Source organism: Avibacterium volantium, from assembly GCF_900635775.1.
GTDB classification, from domain to species: domain Bacteria; phylum Pseudomonadota; class Gammaproteobacteria; order Enterobacterales; family Pasteurellaceae; genus Avibacterium; species Avibacterium volantium.
This window is the reverse complement of the sequence record NZ_LR134167.1, coordinates 1,080,331-1,106,149: the sequence shown is the minus strand read 5'-3', so window position 1 is coordinate 1,106,149 and position 25,819 is coordinate 1,080,331. Positions and strand designations below refer to the sequence as shown.

The following is a 25,819-nucleotide window of genomic DNA, read 5'->3' as shown; positions in this document are numbered from 1 at the left end:
TTGCGTACAAGCAAATTGTACGCAAGTGCTTTTTTTGCAAAGAATCTGCCAAACAATAACCTAGATCACAGTTTTACCCAGATTATCTTGTTATAATCGATTTCGCACAAAGCTACACAAGGATAACGTATGGCTAAGAAAGTGTTTGATAATATCGATACTCGCATTTTAAGAGCATTACAACGCAATGGACGCTTGCAAAATAACGAGCTAGCCAAAGAAGTGGGATTATCTAATTCCGCTTGTTTACGCCGAGTTAATATATTAGAGCAAAGTGGCGTGATTGATAATTATGTCGCTTTGCTTAATCCGCAAAAACTTAACTGCAATCTGGTGATTTATGTGCTAGGTTCATTTTTTGAAGAAGATCTCAAAGTCCGCGAACGCTTTATGTTCGAAATGAAATCCCTACCCCAAATTGCAGAATGTCATCTAATGGCGGGAGATTATGATTTTATTCTAAAATTATTTGTTTCCGACCTTGAAGAATTTCACTCCATCAAAATGCGTTATCTCACCAAAGAAATTGGCATTAAAAATATCAAATCTGAAATCGCCCTAAAAACCGTCAAAAACACCACCGAACTTCCACTTTAATTTCCGTAAAAAACAAAACCCAAAAGTGCGGTAACTTTTGGGCTTATTTTTAGTTAAATACTGCGCTTAAATCGGTTTCCAGTTTATCCAACATTTCATAGCGTTTACGGTACATAGAACGTTTTTTACTTTGGATTTCTTCCAAAGGCTTACGCTCAATCTCTAACTGTAACGCCCAATAACCTTGTGTATTCAGCTTTCCATTGTTTTCTTGCCAAAATTCGTCATAGTTGAATAAAAGTCGATTAAAATCATTCCAGCGGTATTTAGATTGGTTCTTATGAGCTATAGCAATTAATTCACAATCCCAGAGCTGACTTAATAATTTAAATACATTAACAATCATAAACATCGGACGAATCCCATGTAATGATTTGGTTGCTGATTTAACCAATTGTTGAGAATTCTCCTCATTAGGCCCTTGAATTGAAGCGATTAATAATTGATTTGGAGATAAAAAAGTGAAAGATGAATCATACACACTTTCATTGTCCTGATTCTTAATATTAATGGATAAAAAACCTTCAAAAGGATCTATGGCATTAATGTTCAGATAAAGCTTCAAACCATCAGGTAACTCAGATAATAAAATGTGATTTTGTTTTGCCAACTTATCAACAATGGATGTTCCCAAAAATTTTTCTGATAATTCAAAGTTATTTAAGATTGCTTGAATACGAGCTTTCTTGCTAAAACGGGTATCGCAATACTTTCTTAAAACAGCATTGCAGCGATAAGGTACTTTTTCAAAAATAGGTAGCCACTGAGGGTTCTGATTAAGAAAATGAACAAACTGATTACATTCTTTATAACATTGCAAGCGATAGAAATAGTAACGAATACGAGAACGTAATCTTTTTAGGAATCGCTTATCATAAGGTTGCAAGGTTTTAAAATCAGGAAAAGAAAACAAGCTAGACATAAAAACACCGATAAAAAGCCAAAATAAGGCAGAAATTTTAATAAAAAATGACCGCACTTTCAATGTAATAAAAGTGCGGTCAAATTTTCACAAGGTTTTAATTAATCTTTCTTATGGCTTAATTGCGGTAAGAAAGATTCTTTTGAAATGCTGAGTAACCCAGTTTGGGTGTAAATCCCTAATTTATCGCGAGTATCCACAATGTCTAAGTTACGCATTGTTAATTGACCGATACGATCTAATGGATCGAATGGCGCATTTTCAATTTTTTCCATACTCAAACGCTCTGGGTGATAAGTGCTGTTCGCAGATGAGGTGTTTAAGATGGAATAATCGTTACCACGGCGTAACTCAAGGGTAACTTCCCCTGTGATCGCACGGGCAACCCAGCGTTGCGCGGTTTCACGCAACATTAACGCTTGCGGATCAAACCAACGGCCTTGATACAATAAGCGTCCTAAACGTAAGCCGTTAATACGGTATTGTTCAATGGTGTCTTCGTTGTGGATTGCGCTCAGTAAACGCTCGTAAGCAATGTGTAATAATGCCATTCCTGGCGCTTCATAAATTCCACGAGATTTCGCTTCGATAATGCGGTTTTCGATTTGATCCGACATTCCCAAGCCGTGGCGACCACCAATGCGGTTGGCTTCAAGGAAGAGTTCCACTAAATCGCTAAATGATTTGCCATTTAACGCCACTGGCACGCCCTCTTCAAAGCGTACGGTTACTTCTTCAGGTTTGATTTCTACATCTTCACGCCAGAATGGCACGCCCATAATTGGGTTTACAATGCGAATGCCACGGCTTAATAATTCTAAATCTTTCGCTTCGTGCGTTGCGCCAAGCATATTGGAATCTGTTGAATAGGCTTTTTCCACCGACATCTTGTATTCAAAACCATTCGCGATTAAGAATTCAGACATTTCGTGGCGGCCACCAAGCTCTTCAATAAAACGGTTATCTAACCAAGGTTTGTAAATTTTTAAATTTGGATTGGTTAATAAGCCATAACGATAAAAACGTTCAATATCGTTGCCTTTAAAGGTACTACCATCGCCCCAGATATTTACATCATCTTCTTTCATTGCAGAAACCAGCATTGTGCCAGTTACCGCGCGACCTAATGGCGTGGTGTTGAAGTAGGTTGCGCCACCAGTAGAAATATGGAACGCACCACATTGGATTGCAGCAATCCCCTCGTGCGCAAGCTGGCTGCGGCAGTCGATTAAACGTGCGTTTTCCGCACCGTATTCCATCGCTTTGCGTGGAATCGCGTTGTAGTCTTCTTCATCAGGCTGGCCTAAATTTGCTGTATATGCATAAGGAATTGCGCCATTTTGACGCATCCAAAGCAATGCTGCACTGGTATCTAATCCGCCTGAAAAGGCAATTCCAACTTTTTGCCCTACTGGAAGGCTTTGTAAAATCGTGTTTGACATAGTAATACCTTATGGTTTTATTTAAGTTATCGTTTGCGTGATTTTAAATCGGCTTATTATCAATGAAATTGCCTTTAAAGTCTATGCGATATTAAAGAGATTTTTCTTGCGTTGGGATCATCAAATCTGGATCGGGATATTGATAAACAAAATCCAGCTCTTGGCAAATTTTATTACCTTCAATAATCCGCTTAGGATCATCAGAAGAACATACAAAGTGCGGTGCAATTAACCCCAGTTTTTCCGCCATTTGCCCATAATATTGTGCTTTGGGCGGGTGATGGGGCGCAGAAAGATGATACAACCGCTGTCCGCTTGGCGTTTCAAGCAAAAGCTGAATGGCGCGCGCGCAATCATCAATATGCACCAAATTCACTGGCGTGTTGCCCTGCTGCACTGCTTGTTTATTTGCCAATGAATAGACAGGGTGACGATCTGCTCCAACCAGTCCAGCAAAGCGGATAATATCGCAATCCACATTCGGTAATGCCGCCAACCATTGTTCAATTTCCAGCAAGCCCTGCCCAATTTCACTGTCTGGCTGCGGGATCTGCGTTTCATCAAAATGTCCATTTTGCATCGGAAAAACAGAGCTAGAGCTAATAAAAATAAAATGCTGAACGCCGTGATTTAACGCTTCATTCACCAGATTTTTAATGCCCTGCATATAATCCTGCACATTGAAGAAATATTGACTTGGCGGAATGTTAATGACAAGGCTGTCCACCGCCAACAGCGCCGATAAATCATCAGGATCAGCGTTAATTTCAGGCTCAAGCAACAAATGATAGGTTTCAAATCGCATTAAACGCATTTGCTCCACTTCATCGTGCGTGCGTTTCGTACCTTTCACCGTCCAGCCTAAATGTTTTAAATGGCGCGCAAGGGGCAACCCCAACCAACCTAATCCAACGATTGCAACAGATCGCATATTACCTCAATTATCAAATTATCGTGCGACCCAATTCTAGCCGAAAAAGCACCGCACTTAAAAATAATTTGCTTGCAGATTAATTATTTCGTCAATAAATCCAACGCTTCTTGGTATTTATCCACAGTTTTTTGAATGACATCTGCGGGAACTTTTGGCGCTGGGGGTTCTTTATTCCAGCCACTGTTTTCCAGCCAATCGCGGATAAATTGTTTATCAAAAGAAGGCGGATTGATACCCTCTTGGTAAGTATCCACCGACCAAAAACGGCTTGAATCTGGCGTAAGCACTTCGTCCATTAGGGTGAGTGTGCCATTTTCGTCCAAGCCAAATTCAAATTTGGTATCACAAATAATAATGCCTTTAGTCAGGGCATATTCTGCCGCAGCTTTGTAAAGGGCGAGCGCTTTTTCTTTCACTTGGGCTGCCAGTTCTGCACCAATCAATCGTTCACATTCTGCATAACTGATATTGATGTCGTGATTGCCCACTTCTTCTTTGCTTGACGGAGTAAAAATGGGTTCAGGTAATTTGCTCGCTTCTTGCAAGCCTTTTGGTAATTCCAAGCCACAAATTGTGCCTGTTTGTAAGTAGTCTTTTAGGCCGCTTCCTGTAAGATAGCCACGCACGATAGATTCAATTTTAATCGGCGTTAAGCGTTTACAAACAACCGCGCGATCTTTGACTAAATCCGCTTCCGCTTTCGGTAACACATCATACACCGTGTCGCCAGTGAAATGATTCGGCATAATTGAGGCTAATTTGTTAAACCAAAAATTGGAAATCTGGGTAAGAATTTCGCCTTTGCGCGGAATAGGATCATCTAAAATCACATCAAACGCAGATAAACGATCGGTGGCAACCATCAGCATTCGTTTATCGTCAATTTCATAGAGATCGCGCACTTTGCCCGAATAGATTTTTTTTAAACTTAGCTCGCTCATTTTGGCCTCTTTTTAATTCGTGAAAAAACTGTTGCATATTGTACCGCACTTTTTCCCCTTTTGAAGCAAACGATTGCTTAATTTTTTTATTTTCGCAAAAAAGAAATAAAAGATTGAGAATAAAGGCAATATCAGGGAAAATAGCCTCTATTTTTCGCCATAAAAAGAATGATGAGAGAACAATGTCTGTAAACGATTATCCACAACAAGTTAATAAACGCCGAACTTTCGCGATTATTTCCCACCCCGATGCGGGTAAAACCACCATTACGGAAAAAGTGTTGCTTTACGGAAATGCCATTCAAAAAGCAGGCTCAGTAAAAGGAAAAGGCTCAGCCCAGCACGCGAAATCCGACTGGATGGAAATGGAAAAACAACGGGGAATTTCCATCACCACCTCCGTAATGCAATTTCCTTATAACGAATGCTTGGTGAATTTGCTTGATACCCCCGGACACGAAGATTTCTCGGAAGATACTTACCGCACTTTGACCGCGGTAGATAGCTGCTTAATGGTCATTGACAGCGCAAAAGGGGTTGAGGAACGAACCATTAAATTGATGGAAGTTACCCGTCTGCGCGACACGCCAATTCTCACCTTTATGAATAAGTTAGACCGTGATATTCGTGATCCAATGGAATTATTGGACGAAGTGGAAAGCGTATTAAATATCCATTGTGCGCCTATCACTTGGCCAATTGGTTGCGGAAAGCTTTTCAAAGGTGTGTATCATTTATACAAAGACGAAACCTATCTTTACCAAACAGGACAAGGGCATACCATTCAGGAAGTGCGCGTGGTGAAAGGCCTTGATAATCCTGAGTTAGATGAAGCCGTAGGTTCAGATTTAGCGCAACAATTACGCGATGAATTAGAGCTGGTGAAAGGTGCGTCTAACGAATTCGATCTCCCACTCTTTTTAAGTGGCGAACTAACCCCTGTGTTCTTTGGAACGGCATTGGGTAACTTTGGTGTTGATCATTTTCTTGATGGCTTAACCCAGTGGGCTCCCGCGCCGCAAGCTCGCCAAGCGGATACACGCATTGTAGAAAGTAGCGAAGAAAAATTGACCGGATTTGTATTTAAAATCCAAGCCAATATGGATCCTAAGCACCGCGACCGTGTTGCATTTATGCGTATTGTTTCAGGTAAATATGAAAAAGGAATGAAACTGCGCCACGTTCGTATCGGCAAAGATGTGGTGATTTCTGATGCACTCACCTTTATGGCTGGCGATCGCACCCACGCAGATGAAGCCTATGCCGGTGATATTATCGGCTTGCATAACCACGGAACAATCCAAATTGGCGATACCTTTACCCAAGGCGAAGAATTAAAATTCACTGGCATTCCAAACTTTGCGCCAGAATTATTCCGCCGCATTCGTCTTAAAGATCCGCTCAAACAAAAGCAATTACTCAAAGGTTTGGTGCAACTTTCCGAAGAAGGTGCGGTGCAAGTTTTCCGCCCATTAACCAATAATGATTTAATTGTTGGTGCGGTTGGGGTGCTACAATTTGATGTGGTGGTTGCACGCTTAAAATCAGAATATAACGTGGAAGCCATTTACGAAACTGTAAATGTTGCCACGGCACGTTGGGTGGAATATGATGATGCGAAGAAATTTGAAGAATTTAAACGCAAAAATGAACAAAATCTTGCGCTAGATGGGGGGGATAATCTCACTTATATTGCGCCAACAATGGTCAATCTCAATCTTGCCCAAGAGCGTTATCCTGATGTCGCGTTCTTTAAAACAAGAGAGCATTAATGTAAGAAATCAAAATGGGTGCAATGCCCATTTTTATCATCTAACATAATCATTTTACGATTAAATTTCATAGAAAAAAATTATCTAAAGCTAGGACGGAAAAGGGATCTTAGAAAAAAGTAGGGGCTGTAGTAGATTAGACCTAAATTTCACACCATTTTCGCAATATTTTTAACTGCTCTTTTGGTGTCCCAAAGTTAAACCGAAATTCACATTCCTTCAAGAATAAAGGAAAGTTTTTTCGGTTAATTCCATTATATTTTCGCAGTATCCGCTTCGCCTGATTCCAAAAATTTTCAATGCCATTAATATGATTTTGTTTCACCGCAAATAGCTCGGAATGATTGATTCGTTCGTGGTGAAATTCACTCACATCAAGCGCATCATAACTGCGATAAGTATCCGTATAAACCCAGCTATCAGGCTTGATTTTTCTTTTAATAACAGGGAGTAATGTTTCACTCTTGGTGTTTTCAACCACAACAGTAAATACCTTTCCTTGTCGTTTTAGTAACCCAGAAACAGCAACTTTTCCAGCCGCTCCTCGTCCTCGTTTTCCCTTTCGATGACCACCAAAATAGCTTTCGTCTAGTTCAATTTCCCCCTCAAAAATCTCGTTAACTTCAAGGGATAAATGATAGCCAATCACAAGCCTGATTTTATGGTAGAACAAAGCGGCTGTATTCGGTTGAATATCTAGCAAATTTGCTGCTGTTCTTGCAGTAACTTCTGCGACAAAAAACTCAAGCAGTTTTTTCTGTATAGATTTCTTTAATTTACAATATGTTATCTTCATTTTTGTAGTATAGCATTGTTGCTAATCTACTACAGCCCCAAAAAGTAAATGTGATCTTAACTGAAAAATTTACAGTTAATTTCAGTGATTTTCAGTTAAAAAAGATCTGGTTTTATCAAAACGAAAACCTATCATATTGAAATATAAAAAGAATTTCTATTTTACGTGGGGAATTCGCATAAAATGATTTACATCTAACCGCTCACACATCTGAAATTTAGTGACCATTGGTCACCAAATTAAGAGAAAATGGCTTATCAGAATTTTTAAGATAGGCTAAAAATAGTCACCAAATGGGCACCAAAAGAAAAAGTGCGGTAAAAATGAGATATAAAAAAGCTACTCTTGGCGACTATCTTATTGATTTATTTGTGTTTTCAAATGGTGCCCGAGGGCGGACTTGAACCGCCACGACTCGAAAGTCGAGGGATTTTAAATCCCTTGTGTCTACCGATTTCACCACTCGGGCTGAGTGATATTGCTGACTGCGGTTGCATTATGGAGGCGTGTCCCGGAGTCGAACCGAGCTACATGGATTTGCAATCCAGTGCATAACCGCTTTGCTAACACGCCGTAGCGTAAATTGGAGCGGGAAACGAGGCTCGAACTCGCGACCCCGACCTTGGCAAGGTCGTGCTCTACCAACTGAGCTATTCCCGCTTTCGCTGCAACACATTCGCTGTCAGTGGCGTGCATTTTACTGACTTCTTGAACGCTGTCAATTAAAAATATGAAAAAATATTATTGATTGATGAAAAAAAATGCAAGATGCGTAAATATGCTTTAAAACAAAGCGATTTATGGATAATTTTAGATCGTTTTTAATCTTTTTATCTCATCGCAAAACTAAATTTAAAATCTACTTTAAACAGGCGATCCTTTGTGCCAAAATGTGGCAATGCTATTTATCCATACTGCACGGCATCATTCTCTCTCTTGCTGAATAAAAGTGCGGTGAAATTTTTGCAATTTTTACGAGGAATAATATGACACAGCAATACAAAATCGAAACACTACTCGCGCAAGCAGGCAATCGCACAGATGAAAGAACAGGGGCAGTTTCCACGCCTATTTTCCTTTCTACCGCCTATGGTCATCACGGCATTGGAGAAAGCACGGGATACGATTACACCCGTACGAAAAACCCTACGCGCACTGTTTTAGAAGAAACCATTGCTAAATTAGAAGGCGGCGAACGTGGTTTTGCTTGCGCTTCTGGTATGGCGGCAATTCAGTTAATTATGCAATTATTCGCCGCGCCCGATGAATGGATTGTGTCTAGCGATGTGTATGGCGGCACTTATCGTTTATTAGATTTTGCCTATAAAAATACTCACGGAGTGAAGCCAGTTTATGTGAATACGGCCTCTCTTGACGCCATTGAGCAGGCGATTACACCAAATACCAAAGCGATTTTTGTGGAAACGCCGTCAAATCCATTAATGGAAGAATGTGATGTGCCAGCCATTGCAAAATTGGCGAAAAAGCACAATTTATTACTTATCGTAGATAATACATTCTTAACGCCGGTGCTATTCCGTCCTTTGGAATGTGGCGCGGATATTGTGATCCACAGCGGAACAAAATATATCGCAGGGCATAATGATGCCTTAGTGGGCTTGGTGGTAGCCAATGGACAAGAGCTTTGTGATCGTCTATTTTATATTCAAAATGGTGCGGGCGCAGTGCTTTCGCCATTTGATAGCTTTTTGACCATTCGTGGAATGAAAACCTTGGCGTTGCGTATGGAACGTCATCAAAAAAATGCGCAAGAACTCGCGAAATTCCTTGCTGAGCAGCCACAAGTGAAAGATGTGCTTTATCCAAATAAAGGGGGAATGCTCTCTTTCCGTTTGCAAGATGAGGCTTGGGTTAATCCATTCTTAAAAGCCATTAAATTGATTACTTTTGCGGAAAGTTTAGGTGGCACAGAAAGTTTCATCACTTATCCAGCAACTCAAACCCATATGGATATTCCCGAGGCGGAACGTATTGCCCGTGGCGTGTGCAACTGTCTGCTACGTTTCTCGGTGGGCTTGGAAGATGTGGAAGATCTCAAAGCGGATCTGTTACAAGCCTTCGCCCAATTAAAATAACAAAACAGGGAGAATAGAATGAGAGTCGCTGTTTATAGCACCAAAAGCTACGATCGCAAATATTTAGAATTAGTCAATGTGAAGTATGGATTTGAGCTGGAATTCTTTGATTTTATGCTCACGGAATCTACCGCCAAAATGGCAGAACATTGCGATGTGGTGTGCATTTTTGTGAATGACGATGGCAGCCGAAAAGTCTTGGAAAAATTGGCCGCACTTGGAGTAAAAATGGTAGCCTTGCGCTGCGCTGGTTTTAATAATGTGGATCTCAAGGCCGCACAAGAATTAGGCATTCAAGTGGTTCGTGTACCAGCTTATTCGCCAGAAGCGGTGGCTGAGCATACCGTAGGTTTAATGCTGACCCTAAATCGCCGTATTCACCGCGCTTATCAACGTACACGTGAAGCGAATTTTTCCCTTGAAGGATTGGCCGGCTTCAATATGCACGGGCGCACAGTTGGAGTGATTGGTACAGGGAAAATTGGCATTGCCGTAATGCGTATTTTAAAAGGGTTTGGTATGCACATTTTAGCTTACGATCCGTTTAAAAATCCTGTTGCGGAAGAATTGGGTGCAGAATATGTTTCGCTTGATGAATTATATGCCAGATCGCAAATTATCACTCTGCACTGCCCTGCTACGCCAGAAAACTATCATCTACTCAATCGCGATGCTTTTGCCAAAATGCGTGATGGTGTGATGATTATTAACACCAGCCGCGGCACGTTGATCGATACACAAGCAGCGATTGATGCCTTAAAACAACGCAAAATTGGCGCATTAGGAATGGACGTCTATGAAAATGAACGCGATCTGTTCTTTGAAGATAAATCCAACGAAGTGATTCAAGACGATGTCTTCCGCCGTTTATCTTCGTGTCATAATGTGTTGCTCACAGGGCATCAGGCATTCTTAACGGAAGAAGCGCTGACCAGTATTTCTAACGTAACGCTAGAAAATATTTACAGCCTAAAAACAGGCAAACCTTGCCCGAATTTAGTGCTACCATCTTAATTTTTAACAATTACATTGATTAGTGATGATAGCTTGAATTTGTGCTATCATCGCCTCATATTCAGGAAAACGCCATAACCTATGGCAAATTAGACAATAGACAAGACAAATAAGGAAAATAAAATGAGTGAAGTATTACATACAACTGATGCCACTTTCGAAGCTGATGTTTTAAGATCAGATGTGCCTGTATTATTAGATTTCTGGGCACCTTGGTGTGGTCCTTGCCGTATGGTTGGCCCAATTCTTGATGAATTAGCAGCAGAATTAGGCGATAAAGTGAAAATTGTGAAAATCAATATTGACGAAAACCAAGCAACACCAGCCCAATTTGGCGTTCGCAGCATTCCAACTTTATTAATGTTTAAAGAAGGAAAAGCCGTTGCTTCGCAAGTAGGCGCATTGCCTAAAAATCAATTAGCGGCGTTTATTGCACAAAATAGTTAATCCACCAAGAATAACCCCATCAGATGATGGGGTTTGTTTTAATTATGTAAATCTTGTACTATACCTCGCTTAACCTGGCATTCTACAAATGCTACACCTGTGGGTTGTCTAATCCAAACGCACTTCCAACCACTCCAAAAATTCATCAGCATTCATAAATCCCGTAATGCGGGCGGGTTCAATTTCGTTGCCTTGTTTATCAAAAAAGATGATGGTGGGTAGGCCTAGTACATTCAGTTTTTCCATTAACACTTTGTTTTCTGGGCTATTTTTTGTCATATCTACTTGTAACAATAAAATATCGTCAAAGGCCTGCTGAACGTTAGGAGCGGAAAAAGTATATTTTTCAAACTCTTTACAAGCCACGCACCAATCGGCATAAAGATCAAGCATTGCAAAAGTGCGGTCATTTTTTTGCAAGATTTTTTGTAGCTCGTCATAACTGTTTACTTTTTGGAACGCGGTTTGATGCGTGCGTGTTGATTGCGCTAAATCAGGTTCATTCCAGAACCAAGTTTGCAGTGGTTTCACCAAGATCATCGCTAAGATAAAAAATCCAATACGCAACGCCCAGCCAATGCCCTGCCCTTTGATTTGCAAGCCCGCCCATAAGCAGAAAGACACGCCAAGCAACGCCCATAAACGATTTTCCCAGATTTCAGGCAAAATACGAGAAAGCAGGAAAACCGGCAAGGCAAGCATTACAAAGCCGAAAATCACTTTCACTTTTTCTAACCATTCGCCTGATTTTGGCAAAATTCGGTTGCCGAAAACCGTGGCTAAAATCAGTGGCACGCCCATTCCCAACGCAAGTAAATAAAGGGTAATTGCGCCAGTAAATAGATCACCGCTTTGCGCCACATAAAGCAATGCGCCCGATAGCGGTGCGGAAGTGCAAGGTGATGCCACAAGGCCTGCGATCATTCCCATCACAAAAACGCCGCCAAATGCACCGCTCTTTTGTTTTTGGCTTAACAAGGTGAGCTTGGTTTGTAATGATGATGGCAGTTGTAAGGTGAACATACCGAACATTGATAAGGCGAGCAGAACGAAAATCACCGATAAACCGATGAGTACATAAGGGCTTTGCAACGCAATTTGGAAAGGCAATCCGATGGCGGCCACGGCTAGCCCGAGTAAAGTATAAGTGAGCGCCATTCCTTGCACATAAGCAAGGCTTAATCCCAACGCGCGCGCCGTGCTTGGGCGTTGCCCGCTGCCAATCACCACGGCCGAAAGCAGCGGCAACATTGGCAATACACAAGGGGTGAACGCCAAGCCTAAGCCTAATAAGAAAAAGCCAAATACCGCATATTTGCTTTCAAACAGGCGTTGTGCCAAGGATTGTTGTTCATTTAACGTAGGTAAAAGTGCGGTGTTTTTTTGTGCCGTTTTTTCTGAGGAATGGGTTGCGAAAGGCTGCCATTGCACGGTTTTGGTTTCAGGCGGATAGCAAAAGCCTTTCGTGCAACCTTGGTAGGTAACAGAAAAGGTTTGTGGCGTTGTTGATGAAATCGGCACATTTAAAGTGAGATGATCACGGTAAATTTCCGTTTCACCAAAAAATTCATCTTGATATTTTTCTGCTGACGGAAAAGGCAGATTTGCGACCTTTTGTTCCCCTTGTTCAAGCAAGATTTCTTTTTTGTAGAGATAATAATCTGGCGCAATTTGCCACGCTAATTGTAAGTTTTCCGCCTGAGATTGAGCAGAAAATTGAAAAGCATCATCAGCCTTCAAAAATTGCGGTTTGCTATCAAAAAGCCCTGCCTGCACCACAAGTGCGGTGCAAAAACAAAGCAAAAAGGTAAAAATCTTTTTCATTCTCGCTTGCTAACCTATTGAATGTTAAAACCTAAAGCTAATCTATGTGGCTTCATTCTAGCACAGTATCAACGCACGAGATGTATAAAAAGTCTTGAGTTCTTTCACTTTATCTTATTTTCTTCGTTGTCTTAAGATTCTTAACAGCCACACTTATTTCTCAAAGAAAAATAAGAGTTGATAATCGTTCCTATTTGATATAGTATGCCCAGCCTAGTTATTTCGCAGTGAAAAATAAGGAGTTATCAAATGAAAAAAGGGATTCACCCAGAAAATTACCGCACTGTACTTTTTTACGACAGCAATGCCAAACAAGGCTTTTTAATTCGTTCTTGCGCCAGAACCACTCAAACAATGAAGTGGGAAGATGGCAAAGAGTATCCTGTCTTTATGTGTGATACTTCATCTGCATCGCACCCATTTTATACAGGAAAAACCAGACAAATTAATAACGAGGGCAGAGCAAGTAGCTTCCTAAATAGATACAGTAAATTCGGCTCACTCAAATCAAAATAAGGACAAATAATGCAAGTACTTTCTTCATTAAAAACCGCCAAAACGCGCCACCCAAAATGCAAAGTGGTGCGCCGCCAAGGAGTGGTGTATGTTATTTGTAAAGAAAATCCACGCTTTAAAGCGCGTCAAGGGGGCAAAAAGAAAAAACGCTAAGATGTTATAAGATATATTTCCATATCGCTCTCTGAATTTTTCAGAGAGCGTTTCTTTTTTATAAAATAAAGCAATAAAACCTATGATTTAGATCATAAAAGCACGCAGAATTCATTTATCCTACTTGTTACAATAATGTTGCAATTATACAATGGCAAACTTAGAATACCCTAGAATTGTTAGTTTTAACTCGCCAATCAATATTGGAAAGGAAGAGATGCGAATATGGTTACCGCAAAAATTTTAATCGTTGAAGATGAAACCATTACAAGAAACACGCTAAAAAGCATTTTTGAAGCAGAAGGATATGACGTATTTGAAGCCAATGATGGCGTACAAATGCACAAAATTCTCTCCAGCCAAGACATTAATCTTGTCATTATGGACATTAATTTACCTGGTAAAAATGGGCTAATGCTCGCACGAGAATTGCGCGAAACCACCAACACGGCGTTAATGTTCTTAACTGGGCGTGATAATGAAGTAGATAAAATTTTAGGTTTAGAAATCGGTGCTGATGATTACATCACCAAGCCTTTTAATCCGAGAGAATTAACTATTCGCGCGAGAAATTTATTACAACGTACGATGACTGAAAACACCAAGCAAAGCTCGCAACCAGTGGAACAATATCGTTTCAACGGCTGGACGTTAGATCTCAACAGCCGCACCTTAATTAATCCAGAAGGCGAAGAATACAAACTCCCACGTAGCGAATTTCGTGCAATGTTACAATTCTGCGAAAACCCCGGAAAAATCCAATCTCGCGAAGAATTATTGAAAAAAATGACAGGGCGAGAACTAAAGCCACAAGATAGAACGGTGGACGTTACTATTCGTCGCATTCGTAAACATTTTGAAGATCACCCCGACACCCCAGAACTTATCTCAACTATCCACGGTGAAGGGTATCGGTTTTGTGGGGAGATTGAGGGGTAGAGTCCCTTAATTTCTTAAATTACTTAAGTGCGGTGCAAAAAATAAAAATTTTTCCACCGCACTTATTTTATGCTTTATCCTTAAACGGCTTTCCTTTACTAATCCCCCCTAACCCCTTACAATATCTCAAAATTTTCTCGGTATAACGCAATGAAATTCTTAAAAACCCTTTTTATTCCTTTATTTATCAGCTTGTTATTAGCAGGCTGCGCCCTTGATATTGATGATAACCGCCCAACCAATGTGCAATATATTGAAAAAAACGACCGCACTTGGCAGAAACATTTGCAACAAATTCAACAAATTAGTGCTTATCAAGCGGAAGGACAAATTGGCTATATCAGCGCCAAACAGCGTTTTTCCACCGCCTTTGATTGGCAATATCAAAACCCGAAATCCTATACACTGGTGCTTTCTTCAGCCTTAAGCAGTTCCAAACTCACCTTTAAAATGCACGCGCAAGGTTTAACCATTTCAGATGAAAAAGGACGCCAACGCTCGGCTAAAGATGCCCAAGCATTATTACGCGAAATTATCGGAATGGATATTCCGCTCACCCAGCTGGCCACTTGGTTGAAAGGTGAACCAAATAATCAACAGGATTACAATGTGGGTGAGAACCATTTGCTCGCCAACTTTACTTATGCCGTCAATGGTGAGCAATGGACGGTGGATTATTTGAATTATCATCAAGACCGCTCGCCTGCACTACCACGGGATATTTTGCTAAAAAATGACGCACAAACCCTGAAAATTCGCGTTAATCATTGGAAATACTAATGAAAAATTATCATTTTTCCACCGCACTTTCCGTTCCAGCGAAAAATGGACGCTACCGTTTTCCTAGCCCAGCAAAATTAAATCTGTTTCTTTATATTAATGGGCGCTTGGAAAATGGTTATCACGAATTGCAAACCTTGTTCCAATTTTTAGATTTTGGCGATTGGCTGGAAATTGACGTGCGGGACGATTCACAAATTATGCTTTCCCCACAAATTCCCCATTTAAAACAAGAAGATAACCTAATTTATCGCGCAGCGCGTTTACTCCAACAGCACACGGGCTGCCAGCTTGGGGCGAATATCCATTTAGATAAAATCTTGCCTATGGGCGGAGGCGTTGGTGGTGGCTCATCAAATGCGGCTACCACACTTGTTGCCCTTAATGCTTTGTGGAAAACACAATGTTCCCTTGAAAAATTAGCTCAGTTAGGATTACAGCTGGGCGCTGACGTGCCTATTTTTGTCCACGGCAAAGCGGCGTTTGCAGAAGGCGTGGGGGAAAAAATTCACTATTGTAATCCTGCTGAAAAATGGTATGTAGTGCTAAAACCTGAAGTTTCTATTTCCACAGGCATCATTTTTCAAGATCCCAATTTGCCACGCAATACCCCGAAAAAACCACTTTCACAACTTTTAGCTGAAAATTATACAAACGATTGCGAAAAAATTGTGCGAGATCATTATCCAGAGGTTGAAGAACTGCTGGGCTGGTTGTTACAATATGCACCCGCAAGATTAACGGGAACAGGGGCTTGTGTTTTCGCAGAATTTGACGATGCTCAATCTGCTCAAGCGGTATTTCTAAATAAGCCAAAAGACTGTTTTGGTTTTGTTGCAAAAGGGCTAAATGTTTCGCCATTACACCAAATGATGGAGCATTTATTCCAATGAGATCAATATTTTACACATTCTTCCATCTAAAATTCTGAGGTTAATTTTACAATGCCTGACATAAAACTTTTCGCTGGTAATGCAACGCCAGAACTAGCAAAACGAATTTCTGAACGCTTATACCTTTCACTCGGTGATGCCACCGTGGGACGCTTTAGCGATGGCGAAATTCAAGTGCAGATCAATGAAAACGTGCGTGGTAGCGATGTTTTCATTATCCAATCAACCTGCGCACCAACAAATGACAACCTAATGGCATTACTTGTGATGGTTGATGCTTTACGCCGTGCATCAGCAGGCCGTATCACTGCGGTAATCCCTTATTTCGGCTATGCTCGCCAAGATCGCCGTGTGCGCTCTGCACGTGTACCTATCACCGCAAAAGTGGTGGCGGATTTCTTATCGAGCGTAGGGGTAGATCGTGTTTTAACCTGTGATCTTCACGCTGAGCAAATTCAAGGTTTCTTTGGTGTTCCTGTGGATAACGTATTTGGTTCGCCAGTATTAATTCACGATATTTTAAAGAAAACCGATCTTGAAAATCCAATCGTGGTTTCACCTGATATTGGTGGTGTGGTTCGCGCTCGTGCAGTGGCAAAATTACTCAACGATACTGATATGGCAATCATTGATAAACGCCGTCCAAAAGCCAATGTCGCACAGGTTATGCATATTATTGGTGATGTAGCTGGACGTGATTGTATTCTCGTTGATGATATGATCGACACGGGTGGAACATTATGCAAAGCGGCAGAAGCGTTGAAAGAGCGTGGCGCAAGACGCGTTTTTGCTTATGCAACTCACGCAGTATTCTCAGGTTCAGCGGCAAAAAATCTTGCCAGCGATGCCCTTGATGAAATCGTGGTAACCGACACTATTCCACTTAGCCCAGAAATCAAAGCCTTGGGTAAAGTGCGTGTGCTTACACTTTCAAGTATGCTTGCCGAAGCGATTCGTCGTATCAGTAACGAAGAATCAATCTCTGCAATGTTTAGTTAATTGCTATAGAATGATAAAACAAAAAGCTGATTACATTGTAATCAGCTTTTTTTCAATAAGTATCTCAACACTCAAAAATTGACATTATGATCACTGTTTGGTTGAGCTAGCCTTGATAATACCCCACGCCGAGTTCATCTTCTTTGCGTGTACGGTTAATCACCGCTTGTGGTGATTGCACTACACGTAAACCCATTTGATCTTCGGTACGCACCACATCACCGCGCAGTGAATTGGTGAACACATCGGTGATTTTAATATCGACAAATTTGCCGATCATATCTGGCGTTCCCACAAAGTTTACGATACGGTTGGTTTCCGTGCGGCCGGTGAGTTCCATTAAATCTTTCTTCGATGGCCCTTCCACTAACACGCGCTGTTCTGTGCCAAGCATTGCGCGGCTAAATTGTGCAGCTTGGTTGTTAATGCGTTGTTGTAGCACATATAAACGCTGTTTTTTCTCATCTTCGCTTACATCATCAGGAATATCCGCCGCAGGCGTTCCCGGACGAGCAGAATAGATAAAGCTAAAACTCATATCGAAATTCACTTGTGCGATCAAGTTCATCGTATCTTCAAAATCTTGCTCCGTTTCCCCAGGGAAACCAACGATAAAATCAGAGCTGATTTGAATATCAGGGCGCACTTTGCGTAATTTGCGAATAATGGATTTATATTCCAACGCCGTATGCCCACGCTTCATTAAATTCAAAATACGATCAGAACCACTTTGCACTGGCAAGTGTAAGAAACTCACTAATTCAGGCGTGTCCGCATACACATCAATAATGTCATCAGTAAATTCAATTGGGTGGCTGGTGGTGAAACGCACACGGTCGATACCATCAATCGCTGCCACTAAACGCAATAATTCAGCGAAAGAACAAATACCGCCATCGTGGGTTGGGCCGCGATAAGCATTCACGTTTTGCCCTAATAAATTCACTTCACGCACGCCTTGTTCTGCCAGCTGTGCGATTTCAAATAGCACATCATCAAGGGGACGGCTTACTTCTTCACCACGGGTGTAAGGCACCACGCAGAAAGTACAATATTTATTACAGCCTTCCATAATTGATACGAACGCCGTTGGGCCTTCAGCGCGCGGTTCTGGCAAGCGGTCAAATTTCTCAATTTCAGGGAAACTGACGTCCACCACGGAGCTTTTACCGCCACGGATCTGGTTGATCATTTCAGGCAAGCGGTGCAAGGTTTGCGGGCCAAAGACAATATCCACATAAGGCGCGCGGCTACGAATATGCTCGCCCTCTTGTGATGCCACACAACCGCCCACGCCGATCACTAAACCAGGGTTGGTTTTCTTTAATTCTTTCCAACGCCCTAATTGATGGAACACTTTTTCCTGCGCTTTTTCACGAATAGAGCAAGTGTTCAACAACAACACGTCCGCTTCTTCTGGAATATCCGTTAATTCCAAGCCGTGCGTGCTGTTTAATAAATCTGCCATTTTTGAGCTGTCATACTCATTCATCTGGCAGCCCCACGTTTTAATATGTAATTTTTGCGTCATAATTTGCTTTAAATCGTTTAACCTGTAAAAATCGACTGGCTATTTTACCGACTTGTGCTGGTGGTGGCTAGTTAAAATAATCTTTTCTTTTGAATTTTACTCATAAAAGGTAAACTAACAGACAGTGAAAAATGCAAGTGCGGGGCAAAATTTGACAAAAAATTACCGCACTTTTCGGATAAAAAAGAGGCAAAAATGAATACGCAACGCGATGTAATTATTGTTGGCGGCGGAATGGTTGGTGCGGCTTGTGCCGTAGGCTTAGGGCAATTAGGGCTAAACGTGCAAGTGATTGAAGGTGCGCCATTACCCACTTTTCATAACAACTCCCCTTATGATTTACGCATTTCCGCCATTAGCCTTGCTTCTGTCCAATTACTGCAACAATTACAAAGTTGGCAATATATCGAAAAAATGCGCATTTGCCCCTATCGCGCCTTAGAAACCTGGGAAATTGACGGCTTTTCTACTTACTTTCATTGCGAAGAATTAGATCATTCCGAACTCGGTTATATGGTGGAAAACAACGTGATCCAACTTGGCTTATGGCAAGCCTTTTCCAAGCTTGAAAACGTGCAAAGTAACTTGCAGGCGAAAGTGGAACGGGCTGAAAAGTGCGGTGAAAATTGGCAGATTTTTTTAACCAATGGTGAACAATATTCCGCCCCCTTAGTGATTGCCGCAGACGGTGCAAATTCGCAACTGCGCCAAATAGCCGGCATTGGCGTAACGGGCTGGCAATATCGCCAAGATTGTTTATTAATTTTGGTGGACACCGAATTACCACAACAAGACATCACTTGGCAGCAATTTTTCCCTTCTGGCCCAAGAGCTTTTTTACCCCTTGAAGGGCAACAGGCTTGCCTTGTGTGGTATGACCGCCCAGAAAAAATCACTCAACTGAAACAATTATCCAAAGAAAAATTAGCCCACACTATTGAGCAATCTTTCCCTGCAAGATTAGGTCAAGTTAAGGTGCAAAAAGCAGGCAGTTTTGCCCTCACCCGCCGCCACGCTCAGCAATATTATCATCAAGGCATTGTGCTAGTGGGCGATGCCGCTCACACGATTAATCCATTGGCTGGGCAAGGGGTAAATTTAGGCTTTAAAGATGTGAAAGCGCTGTTACAAGTGATGGAAAGTGCGGTACAAAATCAGCAAAATTTTGCTTCTGATGAGGTACTAAAAAAATACCAAGCCTTGCGCCAAAAAGACAATTTACTAATGCAATCAGCGATGGATTTATTCTACAAAGGCTTTAAAACAGAATTGTTGCCCGTCAAAATCGCCCGCAACGCCGCCCTTTTCTTAGCGTCCAAAGCCACACCATTGAAAAAACAGGCATTGAAGTATGCGTTGGGGTTATAGTAAGTCAGGAGTAAATAACTATAAAAATGCGGTGAAAAATCACCGCACTTAGTTATTTGCTCTTCCTCAACTAATAGCCCTCCCCGAGCATATTCGGTAGGAATGTAGCTTGTTGGATACGTTTCACTCGGGTTTCAATGCGTCCATCATTGTAAAGCTCAATTTCACGCCAACCAGGTTGTAATGTGTCCAAAGCGAAGCTGTTGCTATCAGGTTTAAATTGAATGCAGGTGGACGGCGTTGCCATCACTTTATAGCCCTTCCATTCGCTATCCACAGCTTGGTGGATATGTCCATATAAAATGCCTTTCACATTGTTAAATGGTGATAAGGCATAGGCTAAATCTAACGCATTGCGTAAATTATGCTGATCTAGCCAAGCAGAGTTCGTAGATAAGATATGGTGATGCAACACCACCAAAGAATAGCGCTCTGGATAATCTTTCAGTTTAGATAACAGCCAATCAATCTGATATTGTCCGAGCTGTCCGTGAGGTACGCCAAAAACTTGGCTATCAAGCATTAAAATCTGCCAGTGTTCACCAATTAAAAGATGTTTAAGCGGATTAATGTTGCCGTTATTATGATTAAGAATATCAAACATCTTAGGTTGAAAATCGTGATTTCCGGGGATCCAAAACACCATTTTCTCTAAGCACTGCACTGTTTCGCAAAAACGTAAATACCCTTCACTGCTACTGTCTTGCACCAAGTCCCCTGTGGCAAGAACCAACTCATAATCAAAATCACTTTGCTTAATTTCACTTAAAACTTGGTTGAAGCTGGCTTGGGTGTTGATGCCAAGCAATTCACCGTTTTCGTCCTTAAACAAATGAGGATCTGTAATCTGCACCAAACGTACAACGTCATTGTCCGTTGGATATGTATAAGTATCGACCAAAGTACGCTCTCCTCCTGTTATATTTATTATTAATTTTTGTTATACGTTACGAATTTGAAAAAAAATTGCATTAGGTAAATCTAAAAAATGCTAGCGGGATCAAAGTTTACGCCAAATTTTCTATTAAAAATTCGATCCAGTTCACATTTTTGACCATTCTTTTTGTAAAGAAAGGTAATTTAATTGTAGCCACAGCAAACCTGTTACCGCTAAGCCATTATCAATCTTGCCATTGCAAACCCATTCGTAAGCAGTTTGACGCGGGATAACGTGAACGCGAATATCTTCATTTTCATCGGCCAAGCCGTGAATACCCTGCGCTTTTTGGCTATCTACTTTGCCGACAAATAAATGAATGCGTTCCACAATGCCACCAGGGCTATCCCAAAAGCTCATCACTTCACGCAGATGTTCTACTTGTACGCCTGCCTCTTCTTGGCTTTCACGCAGCGCCACTTCATCGGGTTGCTCGCCTTCTTCCACCATACCGGCGATCAATTCTAACAACCACGGGGATTGGCTAAGCTGTGGGTTATAAGCACCGATGCGCACCTGCTCCACCATTACCACGCTATCTGCATCAGGATCATAAGCCACCACCACAGAAGCTGCGCCTTTCACCAGCAATTCACGGGTTACTACACCGCTTTCACCGCCAGCAAACAGCTTATGTTTAAAATAGACTTTCTTTAAATTAAAAAAACCGTTATAAAGCGGTTCTTCCTTGATAATTTCAATATCCTGTTGGGTAAATTGCTGTAAGTCGGACATCATTTTTCCTCGTATAAAATTTTGCTAAGAATACGCCAGTTTTTTGCAAAAAAAAATGTAATTTTTCTGATCTTTGTTGAAAAATTTGACCTTGTTCACAAAACCTGTGAAAAATCGGCTAACTTTTCTTCAGGCGATCGGAGCTAACCAAGAATAACGCGATTACCATTAGCAAAATCGAGCCAGAAAAGAGCAAAGTATTTACTGGGCTAGAATGATCCACAATGATTAAGCGCACCATTGCGGTGATCCCGATATATAAAAAATAACGCAGTGGAAAGTGATAATCGGTTTTGAAGTATTTCACAATCAAAGCTAAAAACTCAAAATAAAGGAAATACACCACAATTTTTTCCACCAACAAATAAGAAGCTTCTTTTGATTGCTCAAATAACACAAGGGCTAAAGCATAGGTTTCTTTCGCCAGAAAGACCACCAAAATTAAGGCGAGAATGAGCAAGGAAACATTCAAAATCCACTGCAAAAAGGACGAAATCCCCTGTGGAAAAAAACGTTTTTCACTCATTTTATTTTCCTTCTAAATAAAAAATCGCTCGAAAATTTCAGCTAACTGCTTGATTAATGTTACCTTGCCTGCCACTTCTTGGTCTTGCCAAGATTGCACTAAAATCTCAGGGTCGAAATGCACGCGCGCCTGCTCTGCCATTGGTAAATAGCTGATATGCCAAGGCTCATAACCAATTTCTACTCTCGCTGGCATTTGTGAAAAAGGAAAGGCAAAATCAAATTTCGCCACATTTTCTTGCAGCCACACGCTGAGTTCAGCAAAATAACCGCCTTGTGTATATTCCCAAGGCTCAAGTTGTAATTTTTGATCTGCGGGCAATAAATCAGGATCAAAAATATCCACTTCCGTTCCCCAATGATGACGGCTGCCCCCCGGTAAGGCTGACCAGCGTAAAATCGCTTGGCATTTTTCCCAATCAGAACAACAGGATAAATCAAGCGCTTGCCCTTCATCATTATGCACTTTACGCTTGCCAGCAAATTTATCATTCCAGATCATTTGCTGACGTTGGAAATCACGAAAGCTACTCGCAGGCTGTAAATTAAAGCCATTTTTCACCGCACTTTGCTGCAAGCCTTGAAACGCTTTTAACGCATTGGCTTCAAGAAAATGCTGATGAGAAAAAGGGCAAGGCAACGCCACTAAATGCTCACGGGATTTTCCCGTGAGTGTCGCTGCGTTAAATGGGCTTTTCATTCGCTATCCTTATCCAATAAATTCACGAGCATTTGCTGATACACTTCACCTAGCGTAGCAAGATCTTGGCAACTTACGCATTCATTGACTTTATGAATTGTGGCATTTAACGGCCCAAGTTCCACCACTTCTGCCCCCATTAAGGCAATAAAGCGTCCGTCTGACGTACCACCGCCCGTTTCAAGTGCGGGGGTAATTTTGGCAATTTTTTCTAAACTATCCACCACAGCATTCACCAGTTTACCCGGTTTTGTTAAAAATGGCTTGCCCGATAAATTCCATTCAATGCGATAATCAAGCTGATGTTTTTTCAGCATTTGTTCTACGGTTTGCTTGATTAGCTCGTCTGTTACTTCGGTGCAATAACGCAAATTAAACTGCACATAAAGCTCCCCTGGAATTACATTATTACTGCCTGTACCTGCTTGAATATTAGCAATCTGCAAACTGGTCGGTGGAAAAAATTCATTGCCCTGATCCCATTGGTAAGTGGTTAATTCTTTTAGAAAATCAACGGATTTATGCATGGGATTATCCGCCAAATGGGGATAGGCAACGTGTCCTTGCACGCCTTCAATATACAGATTGCCTGTAATGGAACCACGACGGCCATTTTTCACCACATCGCCCAAGATATTCGCACTCGAAGGCTCGCCCACAAGGCAATAATCAATGGCTTCACCGCGAGCCATTAAGGTTTCCACCACCCGCACTGTGCCATCTTTTGCCGCAGCTTCTTCATCGGAAGTAATCAACAATGCAATCGTCCCTGCATGATTTGGGTTGGCTTTCACATAATTTTCTGCCGCCACAACCATTGCTGCCAACGAGCCTTTCATATCCGCCGCACCACGTCCATACAACATATCATCGACAATTTGGGCTGAAAATGGCGGATATTGCCATTGGCTCTCATCGCCCACTGGCACGACATCGGTATGCCCAGCAAAAGCCACCACGGGGCCTGTTGATCCGTGTTTCGCCCATAAATTTAACGTATCATTAAAAGGCAACCACTCAATTTGAAACCCGAGTTTTTCTAAACGATCAGCAATCAGTTTTTGACAACCTTGATCATCAGGGCTAATCGAAGGACGTTGAATCAGCTGTTTCGCTAAGGTAACGATTGTTTCTTTCATTGCTTAACCTTTTTTACTTACCAAAAGCTTGATCGTATGCCGTGGCATCAAAGCCGATTAGCGCAATGTTATCTTGTAAAATAATCGGGCGTTTAATCAACGTTGGCTGCTCAAATAACACCTCAAGTGCGGTGCTTTTTGACAGATTTTTTTTCACTTCATCAGTTAAATTACGCCAAGTCGTACTGCGTTTATTGACTAAATTTTCCCACCCAAATTGGTTTTCTGCTTTTTCCAACCAAGCCTTATCCAAGCCATCTACACGATAATCGTGCAAACGATGTTCAATGCCATTATCCGCCAACCATTTCAACGCTTTTTTCACCGTATCGCAATTTTTAATGCCATAAACTGTAATCATTTTTTGTCCTATGTTCTTTAATTAGCCAACGGGCGGACACACCGGCCCGCCCCTATATATTCATTATACTGATATAAACGCTCCGTAGGGTGGGCTTCAGCCCACCGTTTTATGAGATTTTGCCCTTTGGTGGGCTTAAGCCCACCCTACTTCATATCCGCTTACTTCAACAAATACGCTTTTAACGTTGCAAAATCATTATCCATTTCATCGGAAAGCAATGGCAATTTGTTGTGCTTATCCAAAGCCTCTGGCAATGGTAATTCAGTGGATAAAATGCGTTCTACGCTTTCTTTGAATTTTGCAGGGTGTGCGGTGCAAAGGAATAAACCTGTTTCCCCAGGTTGCAAATCTGCTTTTAATACGCCGTAAGCAATGGCGCCGTGCGGTTCGCATAAATAGCCCTGTTCATTCATTGCACGCAATGTTTGTTCTGTCTGTTCATCATTCATTGCTGCAGAATGTAGTTCTGATAATGCCCAGCCGTTGCGTTTAAATAATTCTTCCACGCGTGGCCAGTTGTTCGGGCGGCTTACGTCCATTGCATTTGATAAAGTCGCAACGGTGTCATTTGGCGCCCATTCGCCTGTGCTTAAATAACGTGGCACGGTATCGTTCGCATTGGTTGCGGCGATAAAACGTTTAATCGGCAAGCCCATTGTTTTGGCAATTAACCCTGCGGTGAGATTACCAAAGTTACCGCTTGGTACAGAAACAACAATGTTTTCACGCTCAGCTTTTGGCAGTTGTGCTACCGCTTCAAAATAATAACAAACCTGTGCTAATAAACGGCTGATATTAATAGAGTTAGCTGAATTTAAGCCAATCGCTTGGCGAAGTTCCGCATCATCAAACGCCTGTTTAACCAAGGCTTGGCAATCATCAAAATCGCCGTTAATGGCAACAGTACGGATATTCCCACCTAGGGTACAGAATAATTTTTCTTGTAATGGGCTGATTTTGCCTTTTGGATATAAAATCACCACATCAATATTTTCTAAGCCATAGAATGCGTGCGCCACTGCTGCACCAGTATCCCCTGATGTTGCCGTTAAAATGGTGATTTTGCCATCGCCACGAACGGCAGCAAGTGCTTGTGCCATAAAGCGTCCACCAAAATCTTTAAAGGCAAGAGTTGGGCCGTGGAATAATTCTAAGGCGTAAATATGATCTGCCACTTTTTCTACTGGTGCAGGGAAGGTAAAGGCATTTTTCACCAGTTGAGCCAGTTTATCCGCTGGAATTTCATCACCAATTAATGCCCCTAGGATTTTCTCGCTACGCTCAACCAAAGGTAGCTCAAGCAAGGCATCAATGTTGTCTAAGTGCGGGATAATTTCAGGGAAAAATAGCCCTTGATCTTTGCCTAACCCTTGGCGTACTGCTTGGGCGAAATTGACTTGTTCTTCGGGGTGTTTGATGTTGTATAAATTCATAGCTGTTCCATTCTATTTTTGG

Annotated in this window: 26 protein-coding genes and 3 tRNA genes; 12 read left to right on the top strand and 17 right to left on the bottom strand. The window is 41.6% G+C overall.

Annotation, left to right across the window (positions count from 1 at the left end; all coding sequences use genetic code 11):
* The first annotated feature begins 129 nt into the window (after positions 1-129).
* A complete protein-coding gene (locus ELZ61_RS05390; protein WP_103853147.1) occupies positions 130-597 on the top strand; it encodes an Lrp/AsnC family transcriptional regulator in 468 nt (155 codons plus the stop codon).
* A gap of 49 nt (positions 598-646) precedes the next feature.
* Here the strand turns inward: ELZ61_RS05390 and ELZ61_RS05385 are convergent, their stop codons facing one another.
* The 4 genes from ELZ61_RS05385 to ELZ61_RS05370 all read right to left on the bottom strand — a co-directional run bounded on the left by ELZ61_RS05385 (position 647) and on the right by ELZ61_RS05370 (position 4,836).
* A complete protein-coding gene (locus ELZ61_RS05385) occupies positions 647-1,519 on the bottom strand; it encodes a VirK/YbjX family protein (RefSeq protein WP_126371997.1) in 873 nt (290 codons plus the stop codon).
* Between the two features lie 101 nt (positions 1,520-1,620).
* The gene (gene argG / locus ELZ61_RS05380; RefSeq protein WP_115249357.1) at positions 1,621-2,961 is read right to left on the bottom strand and encodes an argininosuccinate synthase; all 1,341 of its coding nucleotides are present in this window, start codon (positions 2,959-2,961) and stop codon (positions 1,621-1,623) included.
* 91 nt (positions 2,962-3,052) lie between these two features.
* Positions 3,053-3,892: an SDR family oxidoreductase gene (locus ELZ61_RS05375; RefSeq protein WP_126371995.1), complete on the bottom strand. Its 840-nt coding sequence runs from the start codon at positions 3,890-3,892 to the stop codon at positions 3,053-3,055.
* An 83-nt stretch (positions 3,893-3,975) separates the two neighbouring features.
* Positions 3,976-4,836: a phosphoribosylaminoimidazolesuccinocarboxamide synthase gene (locus ELZ61_RS05370; protein WP_126371992.1), complete on the bottom strand. Its 861-nt coding sequence runs from the start codon at positions 4,834-4,836 to the stop codon at positions 3,976-3,978.
* Positions 4,837-5,018: 182 nt separating this feature from the next.
* Here ELZ61_RS05370 and prfC point away from each other — a divergent pair, with 182 nt between their 5' ends.
* A complete protein-coding gene (gene prfC / locus ELZ61_RS05365; protein ID WP_126371989.1) occupies positions 5,019-6,608 on the top strand; it encodes a peptide chain release factor 3 in 1,590 nt (529 codons plus the stop codon).
* Positions 6,609-6,750: 142 nt separating this feature from the next.
* On the opposite strand, the gene ELZ61_RS05360 is transcribed toward prfC, so the two are convergent.
* The 4 genes from ELZ61_RS05360 to ELZ61_RS05345 all read right to left on the bottom strand — a co-directional run bounded on the left by ELZ61_RS05360 (position 6,751) and on the right by ELZ61_RS05345 (position 8,064).
* Complete coding sequence (locus tag ELZ61_RS05360) at positions 6,751-7,404, bottom strand: IS1595 family transposase (RefSeq protein WP_126371987.1); 654 nt, start codon at positions 7,402-7,404, stop codon at positions 6,751-6,753.
* 382 nt (positions 7,405-7,786) lie between these two features.
* Positions 7,787-7,873, bottom strand: a tRNA-Leu gene (locus ELZ61_RS05355).
* 30 nt (positions 7,874-7,903) lie between these two features.
* A tRNA-Cys gene (locus ELZ61_RS05350) sits at positions 7,904-7,977 on the bottom strand.
* A gap of 11 nt (positions 7,978-7,988) precedes the next feature.
* Positions 7,989-8,064 (bottom strand) — tRNA-Gly (locus ELZ61_RS05345).
* A gap of 326 nt (positions 8,065-8,390) precedes the next feature.
* Between ELZ61_RS05345 and ELZ61_RS05340 the strand changes: the two genes are divergently transcribed.
* From ELZ61_RS05340 to trxA, 3 genes are all read left to right on the top strand, one after another.
* A complete protein-coding gene (locus ELZ61_RS05340; protein WP_126371985.1) occupies positions 8,391-9,500 on the top strand; it encodes a methionine biosynthesis PLP-dependent protein in 1,110 nt (369 codons plus the stop codon).
* Positions 9,501-9,518: 18 nt separating this feature from the next.
* Positions 9,519-10,514 (top strand): 2-hydroxyacid dehydrogenase, encoded by a 996-nt coding sequence (locus ELZ61_RS05335; RefSeq protein ID WP_103852720.1) that lies wholly within the window; start codon positions 9,519-9,521, stop codon positions 10,512-10,514.
* Between the two features lie 123 nt (positions 10,515-10,637).
* Positions 10,638-10,961 carry a thioredoxin gene (gene trxA / locus ELZ61_RS05330; RefSeq protein ID WP_115249234.1) on the top strand — a complete coding sequence of 108 codons (324 nt, stop codon included), beginning with the start codon at positions 10,638-10,640 and terminating at the stop codon, positions 10,959-10,961.
* A 108-nt stretch (positions 10,962-11,069) separates the two neighbouring features.
* On the opposite strand, the gene ELZ61_RS05325 is transcribed toward trxA, so the two are convergent.
* Positions 11,070-12,785: a protein-disulfide reductase DsbD gene (locus ELZ61_RS05325; RefSeq protein WP_126371983.1), complete on the bottom strand. Its 1,716-nt coding sequence runs from the start codon at positions 12,783-12,785 to the stop codon at positions 11,070-11,072.
* 249 nt (positions 12,786-13,034) lie between these two features.
* On the opposite strand from ELZ61_RS05325, the gene ELZ61_RS05320 reads away from it, so the two are divergent.
* The 6 genes from ELZ61_RS05320 to ELZ61_RS05295 all read left to right on the top strand — a co-directional run bounded on the left by ELZ61_RS05320 (position 13,035) and on the right by ELZ61_RS05295 (position 17,065).
* Complete coding sequence (locus ELZ61_RS05320) at positions 13,035-13,301, top strand: type B 50S ribosomal protein L31 (RefSeq protein ID WP_103852717.1); 267 nt, start codon at positions 13,035-13,037, stop codon at positions 13,299-13,301.
* A gap of 9 nt (positions 13,302-13,310) precedes the next feature.
* The gene (gene ykgO / locus ELZ61_RS05315; RefSeq protein ID WP_103852716.1) at positions 13,311-13,454 is read left to right on the top strand and encodes a type B 50S ribosomal protein L36; all 144 of its coding nucleotides are present in this window, start codon (positions 13,311-13,313) and stop codon (positions 13,452-13,454) included.
* A 225-nt stretch (positions 13,455-13,679) separates the two neighbouring features.
* Positions 13,680-14,393: a two-component system response regulator ArcA gene (gene arcA / locus ELZ61_RS05310; RefSeq protein ID WP_126371981.1), complete on the top strand. Its 714-nt coding sequence runs from the start codon at positions 13,680-13,682 to the stop codon at positions 14,391-14,393.
* Positions 14,394-14,543: 150 nt separating this feature from the next.
* Complete coding sequence (lolB, locus tag ELZ61_RS05305) at positions 14,544-15,173, top strand: lipoprotein insertase outer membrane protein LolB (protein ID WP_126371979.1); 630 nt, start codon at positions 14,544-14,546, stop codon at positions 15,171-15,173.
* Complete coding sequence (ispE, locus tag ELZ61_RS05300; RefSeq protein ID WP_126371977.1) at positions 15,173-16,066, top strand: 4-(cytidine 5'-diphospho)-2-C-methyl-D-erythritol kinase; 894 nt, start codon at positions 15,173-15,175, stop codon at positions 16,064-16,066. Before lolB ends, ispE begins: the two co-directional genes overlap by 1 nt.
* 51 nt (positions 16,067-16,117) lie before the next feature.
* Complete coding sequence (locus tag ELZ61_RS05295) at positions 16,118-17,065, top strand: ribose-phosphate pyrophosphokinase (RefSeq protein ID WP_126371975.1); 948 nt, start codon at positions 16,118-16,120, stop codon at positions 17,063-17,065.
* A gap of 106 nt (positions 17,066-17,171) precedes the next feature.
* Here ELZ61_RS05295 and miaB read toward each other — a convergent pair whose 3' ends face one another.
* Positions 17,172-18,596, bottom strand: coding sequence for a tRNA (N6-isopentenyl adenosine(37)-C2)-methylthiotransferase MiaB (miaB, locus tag ELZ61_RS05290; RefSeq protein ID WP_126371973.1), 1,425 nt, complete (start codon positions 18,594-18,596; stop codon positions 17,172-17,174).
* A 195-nt stretch (positions 18,597-18,791) separates the two neighbouring features.
* Here miaB and ELZ61_RS05285 point away from each other — a divergent pair, with 195 nt between their 5' ends.
* The gene (locus ELZ61_RS05285; protein WP_126371971.1) at positions 18,792-19,964 is read left to right on the top strand and encodes an FAD-dependent monooxygenase; all 1,173 of its coding nucleotides are present in this window, start codon (positions 18,792-18,794) and stop codon (positions 19,962-19,964) included.
* 70 nt (positions 19,965-20,034) lie between these two features.
* Here the strand turns inward: ELZ61_RS05285 and cpdA are convergent, their stop codons facing one another.
* The 7 genes from cpdA to thrC form a co-directional block, all read right to left on the bottom strand.
* Positions 20,035-20,865 (bottom strand): 3',5'-cyclic-AMP phosphodiesterase, encoded by an 831-nt coding sequence (gene cpdA / locus ELZ61_RS05280; protein ID WP_126371969.1) that lies wholly within the window; start codon positions 20,863-20,865, stop codon positions 20,035-20,037.
* A gap of 141 nt (positions 20,866-21,006) precedes the next feature.
* The gene (nudF, locus tag ELZ61_RS05275; protein WP_126373602.1) at positions 21,007-21,636 is read right to left on the bottom strand and encodes an ADP-ribose diphosphatase; all 630 of its coding nucleotides are present in this window, start codon (positions 21,634-21,636) and stop codon (positions 21,007-21,009) included.
* 118 nt (positions 21,637-21,754) lie between these two features.
* On the bottom strand, positions 21,755-22,162 hold the full coding sequence (psiE, locus tag ELZ61_RS05270) for a phosphate-starvation-inducible protein PsiE (protein ID WP_126371967.1): 408 nt from the start codon (positions 22,160-22,162) through the stop codon (positions 21,755-21,757).
* Positions 22,163-22,174: 12 nt separating this feature from the next.
* Entirely contained in the window at positions 22,175-22,861 is a 687-nt protein-coding gene (locus tag ELZ61_RS05265) for a M15 family metallopeptidase (protein ID WP_126371965.1), read from the bottom strand.
* Positions 22,858-24,000 (bottom strand): succinyl-diaminopimelate desuccinylase, encoded by a 1,143-nt coding sequence (gene dapE / locus ELZ61_RS05260; RefSeq protein ID WP_126371963.1) that lies wholly within the window; start codon positions 23,998-24,000, stop codon positions 22,858-22,860. The genes ELZ61_RS05265 and dapE overlap by 4 nt, the downstream gene beginning before the upstream one ends.
* A gap of 13 nt (positions 24,001-24,013) precedes the next feature.
* Positions 24,014-24,361, bottom strand: coding sequence for an ArsC family reductase (locus tag ELZ61_RS05255; RefSeq protein WP_115249864.1), 348 nt, complete (start codon positions 24,359-24,361; stop codon positions 24,014-24,016).
* A 161-nt stretch (positions 24,362-24,522) separates the two neighbouring features.
* Positions 24,523-25,797: a threonine synthase gene (gene thrC, locus ELZ61_RS05250; protein WP_126371961.1), complete on the bottom strand. Its 1,275-nt coding sequence runs from the start codon at positions 25,795-25,797 to the stop codon at positions 24,523-24,525.
* Positions 25,798-25,819: the final 22 nt, after the last annotated feature.

Excerpts from the sequence above, each read along its gene's own strand:
- ELZ61_RS05255 (WP_115249864.1), bottom strand. The coding sequence starts at position 24,361 with ATGATTACAGTTTATGGCATTAAAAATTGCGATACGGTGAAAAAAGCG.
- ELZ61_RS05390 (WP_103853147.1), top strand. The coding sequence starts at position 130 with ATGGCTAAGAAAGTGTTTGATAATATCGATACTCGCATTTTAAGAGCA.
- dapE (WP_126371963.1), bottom strand. The coding sequence starts at position 24,000 with ATGAAAGAAACAATCGTTACCTTAGCGAAACAGCTGATTCAACGTCCT.
- prfC (WP_126371989.1), top strand. The coding sequence starts at position 5,019 with ATGTCTGTAAACGATTATCCACAACAAGTTAATAAACGCCGAACTTTC.
- ELZ61_RS05370 (WP_126371992.1), bottom strand. The coding sequence starts at position 4,836 with ATGAGCGAGCTAAGTTTAAAAAAAATCTATTCGGGCAAAGTGCGCGAT.
- ELZ61_RS05385 (WP_126371997.1), bottom strand. The coding sequence starts at position 1,519 with ATGTCTAGCTTGTTTTCTTTTCCTGATTTTAAAACCTTGCAACCTTAT.
- ykgO (WP_103852716.1), top strand. The coding sequence starts at position 13,311 with ATGCAAGTACTTTCTTCATTAAAAACCGCCAAAACGCGCCACCCAAAA.
- nudF (WP_126373602.1), bottom strand. The coding sequence starts at position 21,636 with ATGTCCGACTTACAGCAATTTACCCAACAGGATATTGAAATTATCAAG.
- ispE (WP_126371977.1), top strand. The coding sequence starts at position 15,173 with ATGAAAAATTATCATTTTTCCACCGCACTTTCCGTTCCAGCGAAAAAT.
- ELZ61_RS05325 (WP_126371983.1), bottom strand. The coding sequence starts at position 12,785 with ATGAAAAAGATTTTTACCTTTTTGCTTTGTTTTTGCACCGCACTTGTG.
- trxA (WP_115249234.1), top strand. The coding sequence starts at position 10,638 with ATGAGTGAAGTATTACATACAACTGATGCCACTTTCGAAGCTGATGTT.
- ELZ61_RS05295 (WP_126371975.1), top strand. The coding sequence starts at position 16,118 with ATGCCTGACATAAAACTTTTCGCTGGTAATGCAACGCCAGAACTAGCA.
- lolB (WP_126371979.1), top strand. The coding sequence starts at position 14,544 with ATGAAATTCTTAAAAACCCTTTTTATTCCTTTATTTATCAGCTTGTTA.
- ELZ61_RS05265 (WP_126371965.1), bottom strand. The coding sequence starts at position 22,861 with ATGAAAAGCCCATTTAACGCAGCGACACTCACGGGAAAATCCCGTGAG.
- miaB (WP_126371973.1), bottom strand. The coding sequence starts at position 18,596 with ATGACGCAAAAATTACATATTAAAACGTGGGGCTGCCAGATGAATGAG.
- argG (WP_115249357.1), bottom strand. The coding sequence starts at position 2,961 with ATGTCAAACACGATTTTACAAAGCCTTCCAGTAGGGCAAAAAGTTGGA.
- ELZ61_RS05375 (WP_126371995.1), bottom strand. The coding sequence starts at position 3,892 with ATGCGATCTGTTGCAATCGTTGGATTAGGTTGGTTGGGGTTGCCCCTT.
- ELZ61_RS05360 (WP_126371987.1), bottom strand. The coding sequence starts at position 7,404 with ATGAAGATAACATATTGTAAATTAAAGAAATCTATACAGAAAAAACTG.
- thrC (WP_126371961.1), bottom strand. The coding sequence starts at position 25,797 with ATGAATTTATACAACATCAAACACCCCGAAGAACAAGTCAATTTCGCC.
- ELZ61_RS05285 (WP_126371971.1), top strand. The coding sequence starts at position 18,792 with ATGAATACGCAACGCGATGTAATTATTGTTGGCGGCGGAATGGTTGGT.
- ELZ61_RS05320 (WP_103852717.1), top strand. The coding sequence starts at position 13,035 with ATGAAAAAAGGGATTCACCCAGAAAATTACCGCACTGTACTTTTTTAC.
- ELZ61_RS05335 (WP_103852720.1), top strand. The coding sequence starts at position 9,519 with ATGAGAGTCGCTGTTTATAGCACCAAAAGCTACGATCGCAAATATTTA.
- ELZ61_RS05340 (WP_126371985.1), top strand. The coding sequence starts at position 8,391 with ATGACACAGCAATACAAAATCGAAACACTACTCGCGCAAGCAGGCAAT.
- psiE (WP_126371967.1), bottom strand. The coding sequence starts at position 22,162 with ATGAGTGAAAAACGTTTTTTTCCACAGGGGATTTCGTCCTTTTTGCAG.
- arcA (WP_126371981.1), top strand. The coding sequence starts at position 13,680 with ATGGTTACCGCAAAAATTTTAATCGTTGAAGATGAAACCATTACAAGA.